At 51.3% G+C, this 5824-nt stretch carries 1 protein-coding gene, 2 tRNA genes and 3 rRNA genes; 1 reads left to right on the forward strand and 5 read right to left on the reverse strand.

Annotated elements, in window-relative coordinates; all coding sequences use genetic code 11:
* Window positions 1–55 precede the first annotated feature (55 nt).
* The 5 genes from rrf to AC1DF3_RS36520 all read right to left on the reverse strand — a co-directional run bounded on the left by rrf (window position 56) and on the right by AC1DF3_RS36520 (window position 5320).
* Window positions 56–168 (reverse strand): 5S ribosomal RNA (gene rrf / locus AC1DF3_RS36500).
* A 134-nt stretch (window positions 169–302) separates the two neighbouring features.
* Window positions 303–3177 (reverse strand): 23S ribosomal RNA (locus tag AC1DF3_RS36505).
* Between the two features lie 335 nt (window positions 3178–3512).
* Window positions 3513–3588 (reverse strand) — tRNA-Ala (locus AC1DF3_RS36510).
* Window positions 3589–3636: 48 nt separating this feature from the next.
* Window positions 3637–3713: transfer RNA gene (locus AC1DF3_RS36515), tRNA-Ile, on the reverse strand.
* A gap of 72 nt (window positions 3714–3785) precedes the next feature.
* Window positions 3786–5320 (reverse strand): 16S ribosomal RNA (locus tag AC1DF3_RS36520).
* The 16S, 23S and 5S rRNA genes sit together here with 2 tRNA genes alongside, the layout of an rRNA operon.
* A 228-nt stretch (window positions 5321–5548) precedes the next feature.
* Here AC1DF3_RS36520 and AC1DF3_RS36525 point away from each other — a divergent pair.
* Window positions 5549–5824 (forward strand): hypothetical protein (locus AC1DF3_RS36525; protein ID WP_478142742.1); only part of this gene is annotated, 276 nt, incomplete at its 3' end.

The following is a 5824-nucleotide window of genomic DNA, read 5'->3' on the forward strand; positions in this document are numbered from 1 at the left end:
CCCCCAAAGCAAAACGCCCAGCCTTTTGAGGGGCTGGGCGGTTTGGGCTGTAAGAGCCTGACGATGACCTACTTTCACACGGGAACCCGCACTATCATCGGCGCTGAGGCGTTTCACTGTCCTGTTCGGGATGGGAAGGAGTGGGACCACCTCGCTATGGTCATCAGGCATAAAGGGTTGTCGTGCTGACGGGGTCAGCACAACGAATTCATAGAGTCTGGAATCAGCTKTGATGCTTGTGGCATCGGAATCTTGAATGCGTCAACTTGGCATAACACCTTGATCATGTAGATCAAAGTTATAGGGTCAAGCCGCACGAGCAATTAGTATCAGTTAGCTTAACGCATTACTGCGCTTCCACACCTGACCTATCAACGTCCTGGTCTTGAACGACTCTTTAGGGGGCTCAAGGCCCCGGCAGATCTCATCTTGAAACGAGTTTCCCGCTTAGATGCTTTCAGCGGTTATCTCTTCCACACTTAGCTACTCGGCAATGCCACTGGCGTGACAACCGATACACCAGAGGTGTGTCCACTCCGGTCCTCTCGTACTAGGAGCAGGCTTCCTCAAATCTGCAGCGCCCACGGAAGATAGGGACCAAACTGTCTCACGACGTTTTAAACCCAGCTCACGTACCTCTTTAAATGGCGAACAGCCATACCCTTGGGACCGGCTACAGCCCCAGGATGAGATGAGCCGACATCGAGGTGCCAAACACCGCCGTCGATATGAACTCTTGGGCGGTATCAGCCTGTTATCCCCAGAGTACCTTTTATCCGTTGAGCGATGGCCCTTCCATACAGAACCACCGGATCACTATGTCCTGCTTTCGCATCTGCTCGACTTGTCAGTCTCGCAGTTAAGCACGCTTATGCCATTGCACTATCGTCACGATGTCCGACCGTAACTAGCGTACCTTCGAACTCCTCCGTTACGCTTTGGGAGGAGACCGCCCCAGTCAAACTGCCTACCATGCACTGTCCCCGATCCAGATAATGGACCTAGGTTAGAACCTCAAACACACCAGGGTGGTATTTCAACGTTGGCTCCACAAGATCTAGCGACCCTGCTTCAAAGCCTCCCACCTATCCTACACAGATCTGTTCAAAGTCCAATACAAAGCTAYAGTAAAGGTTCATGGGGTCTTTCCGTCTTTCCGCGGGGAGATTGCATCATCACAAACATTTCAACTTCGCTGAGTCTCAGGAGGAGACAGTGTGGCCATCGTTACGCCATTCGTGCAGGTCGGAACTTACCCGACAAGGAATTTCGCTACCTTAGGACCGTTATAGTTACGGCCGCCGTTTACTGGGACTTCAATCAAGAGCTTGCACCCCATCATTTAATCTTCCAGCACCGGGCAGGCGTCACACCCTATACGTCCACTTTCGTGTTTGCAGAGTGCTGTGTTTTTAATAAACAGTCGCAGCCACCGATTTTTTGCAACCCATTCATGCTCCGTTGTTCACTTCACACTAATAGGGCACACCTTCTTCCGAAGTTACGGTGTCAATTTGCCGAGTTCCTTCTCCTGAGTTCTCTCAAGCGCCTTAGAATACTCATCTCGCGCACCAGTGTCGGTTTGCGGTACGGTCGTGTGTAGCTGAAGCTTAGTGGCTTTTCCTGGAACCTCGTTCAGTCACTTCACCAGCAAGCTGGCTCGATCATGGGCCTCGGTATATGTGCACCGGATTTGCCTAATGCACGCCTACTTCCCACTAAACCGGGATATCCAACACCCGGATGACCTATTAAGATCCGTCCCCACATCGCACTACACATCGGTACAGGAATATTGACCTGTTTCCCATCAGCTACGCATCTCTGCCTCGCCTTAGGGGCCGACTCACTCTACGCCGATGAACGTTGCGTAGAAAACCTTGCGCTTACGGCGAGGGGGCTTTTCACCCCCTTTAACGCTACTCATGTCAGCATTCGCACTTCTGATACCTCCAGCACGCTTTACAACGCACCTTCACAGGCTTACAGAACGCTCTCCTACCACTTGCAATAAATTGCAAATCCGCAGCTTCGGTAACTGGCTTAGCCCCGTTACATCTTCCGCGCAGGACGACTCGATCAGTGAGCTATTACGCTTTCTTTAAATGATGGCTGCTTCTAAGCCAACATCCTGACTGTTTTAGCCTTCCCACTTCGTTTCCCACTTAGCCAATTTTAGGGACCTTAGCTGGCGGTCTGGGTTGTTTCCCTCTTGAGTCCGGACGTTAGCACCCGGTGCTCTGTCTCCCAAGCTGTACTCGTCGGTATTCGGAGTTTGCCTTGGTTTGGTAAGTCGCCATGACCCCCTAGCCAAAACAGTGCTCTACCCCCGACGGTAATACTTGAGGCACTACCTAAATAGTTTTCGGAGAGAACCAGCTATTTCCAAGTTTGTTTAGCCTTTCACCCCTATCCACAGCTCATCCGCTAGTTTTGCAACACTAGTCGGTTCGGACCTCCAGTACCTGTTACGGCACCTTCATCCTGGCCATGGATAGATCACTTGGTTTCGGGTCTACACCCAGCGACTGATCGCCCTATTCGGACTCGATTTCTCTACGGCTTCCCTATTCGGTTAACCTTGCCACTGAATGTAAGTCGCTGACCCATTATACAAAAGGTACGCAGTCACCCCTTACGAGGCTCCTACTTTTTGTAAGCACGCGGTTTCAGGATCTATTTCACTCCCCTCCCGGGGTTCTTTTCGCCTTTCCCTCACGGTACTAGTTCACTATCGGTCGATGATGAGTATTTAGCCTTGGAGGATGGTCCCCCCATATTCAGACAGGATTTCTCGTGTCCCGCCCTACTTTTCGTTAGCTCAGTACCACACAGGTCTTTTCACGTACGGGGCTATCACCCGCTATGGCCAGTCTTTCCAAACTGTTCCGTTAAGTCTTGTGCTATCACTAACAGGCTCTTCCGATTTCGCTCGCCACTACTTTCGGAATCTCGGTTGATGTCTTTTCCTCGAGCTACTGAGATGTTTCAGTTCACCCGGTTCGCCTCGCATGCCTATGTATTCAGCATGCGATACCTTTGCAGGTGGGTTTCCCCATTCGGAAATCTCCGGATCAAAGCTAATTTGCCAGCTCCCCGAAGCTTATCGCAGGCTATCACGTCCTTCGTCGCCTATCATCGCCAAGGCATCCACCACGTGCTCTTATTCACTTGACCCTATAACTTTGACGTTTCTTCACAGAAACCAAAATCACATCAAGGAATTGACAGGTCTCTCACCTGTCGCGTTATGCCGTACTTCATACTTTCGATTTGATTCGAAATTGAAGTTCATAATTGACGCAATCAAAAATTCATGTCGCTGATGGCACGGTCCGCACTAAACCTTTACGAATGTGCGGTTTCCACCAGCGACGCTAATTCGACTCTATGAATTTTTAAAGAACAGCCGATTGACCGAGAGATCTCGATCAACAACAAAGATGCCTCTTGCAAAGCAGCTTTGGTGTTGACTATAAGTATCGTGTTGCAGCCCCGAAGGACGCGAAGATTGGTGGAGGATGACGGGATCGAACCGACGACCCCCTGCTTGCAAAGCAGGTGCTCTCCCAGCTGAGCTAATCCCCCGGGTCCTCATGTCTGACGCCCTGGAGCATCATGACCATCGGAAGAATTTGGTGGGTCTAGTTGGGCTCGAACCAACGACCCCCGCCTTATCAAGACGGTGCTCTAACCAGCTGAGCTACAGACCCATGTCGATGTTTCGACATCTTCCAACAACCGATAAGTGTGGGCGTTCAACTTGAACAGCTTTGTATTTCCAGAAAGGAGGTGATCCAGCCGCACCTTCCGATACGGCTACCTTGTTACGACTTCACCCCAGTCACGAACCCTGCCGTGGTAATCGCCCTCCTTGCGGTTAGGCTAACTACTTCTGGCAGAACCCGCTCCCATGGTGTGACGGGCGGTGTGTACAAGACCCGGGAACGTATTCACCGTGACATTCTGATCCACGATTACTAGCGATTCCGACTTCACGCAGTCGAGTTGCAGACTGCGATCCGGACTACGACTGGTTTTATGGGATTAGCTCCCCCTCGCGGGTTGGCAACCCTTTGTACCAGCCATTGTATGACGTGTGTAGCCCCACCTATAAGGGCCATGAGGACTTGACGTCATCCCCACCTTCCTCCGGTTTGTCACCGGCAGTCTCACTAGAGTGCCCAACTGAATGTAGCAACTAATGACAAGGGTTGCGCTCGTTGCGGGACTTAACCCAACATCTCACGACACGAGCTGACGACAGCCATGCAGCACCTGTGTTACGGTTCTCTTTCGAGCACTAAGCCATCTCTGGCAAATTCCGTACATGTCAAAGGTGGGTAAGGTTTTTCGCGTTGCATCGAATTAAACCACATCATCCACCGCTTGTGCGGGTCCCCGTCAATTCCTTTGAGTTTCAACCTTGCGGCCGTACTCCCCAGGCGGTCAACTTCACGCGTTAGCTTCGTTACTGAGTCAGTGAAGACCCAACAACCAGTTGACATCGTTTAGGGCGTGGACTACCAGGGTATCTAATCCTGTTTGCTCCCCACGCTTTCGTGCATGAGCGTCAGTACAGGTCCAGGGGATTGCCTTCGCCATCGGTGTTCCTCCGCATATCTACGCATTTCACTGCTACACGCGGAATTCCATCCCCCTCTACCGTACTCTAGCTATGCAGTCACAGATGCAGTTCCCAGGTTGAGCCCGGGGATTTCACAACTGTCTTACATAACCGCCTGCGCACGCTTTACGCCCAGTAATTCCGATTAACGCTTGCACCCTACGTATTACCGCGGCTGCTGGCACGTAGTTAGCCGGTGCTTATTCTTACGGTACCGTCATGATCCCTCTTTATTAGAAAGAGACTTTTCGTTCCGTACAAAAGCAGTTTACAACCCGAAGGCCTTCATCCTGCACGCGGCATGGCTGGATCAGGCTTGCGCCCATTGTCCAAAATTCCCCACTGCTGCCTCCCGTAGGAGTCTGGGCCGTGTCTCAGTCCCAGTGTGGCTGGTCGTCCTCTCAGACCAGCTACAGATCGAAGGCTTGGTGAGCCTTTACCTCACCAACTACCTAATCTGCCATCGGCCGCTCCATTCGCGCAAGGTCTTGCGATCCCCTGCTTTCATCCGTAGATCTTATGCGGTATTAGCACAGCTTTCGCTGCGTTATCCCCCACGATTGGGCACGTTCCGATGTATTACTCACCCGTTCGCCACTCGCCGCCAGGATTGCTCCCGCGCTGCCGTTCGACTTGCATGTGTWAGGCMTGCCGCCAGCGTTCAATCTGAGCCAKGATCAAACTCTATAGTTCGATCTTGATTTTGCGTCCAACCTCGCGGTCAGACAAAACTCACAAAAACGGAATTGAAGTGAACTTCACTTCTATTCTCATGAGCGTTTAAAGTCTTGAAGACTTTGTTCCGAAGAACTTAGCCATTCGCCTCAAACGCCCACGCTTATCGGCTGTATATTTTTAACGATCCGTCAAAACAATCTCTTGTTTTGCTTTGCTTCGCTGCGATCAGCGGAGCCTTCGATTATGACACGGTTTTTTAAGAACCGGCAAACTTTTTTCGCTTTCTTTCGCTTCTCACAACCGCTTCACTGGGAAGCCGCTGCAGTTCGCGTTTTCTGCGGAGCCTTCGATTATGACACAGTTTTTTCGACTTCGTCAACCTCGAGAGGCTTTTTCTCTCCCGCCAGTCACTTCGATCAACTCGCAACCCTTAAAGCTGCTTCGTCGCCGTCGTTTTCAGCGGAGCCTTCGATTATGACACAGTTTTTAGAACCAGATCAAGACCGAAGGGCCTTTTTT

The organism is Variovorax sp. 10N432 (genome assembly GCF_056394465.1).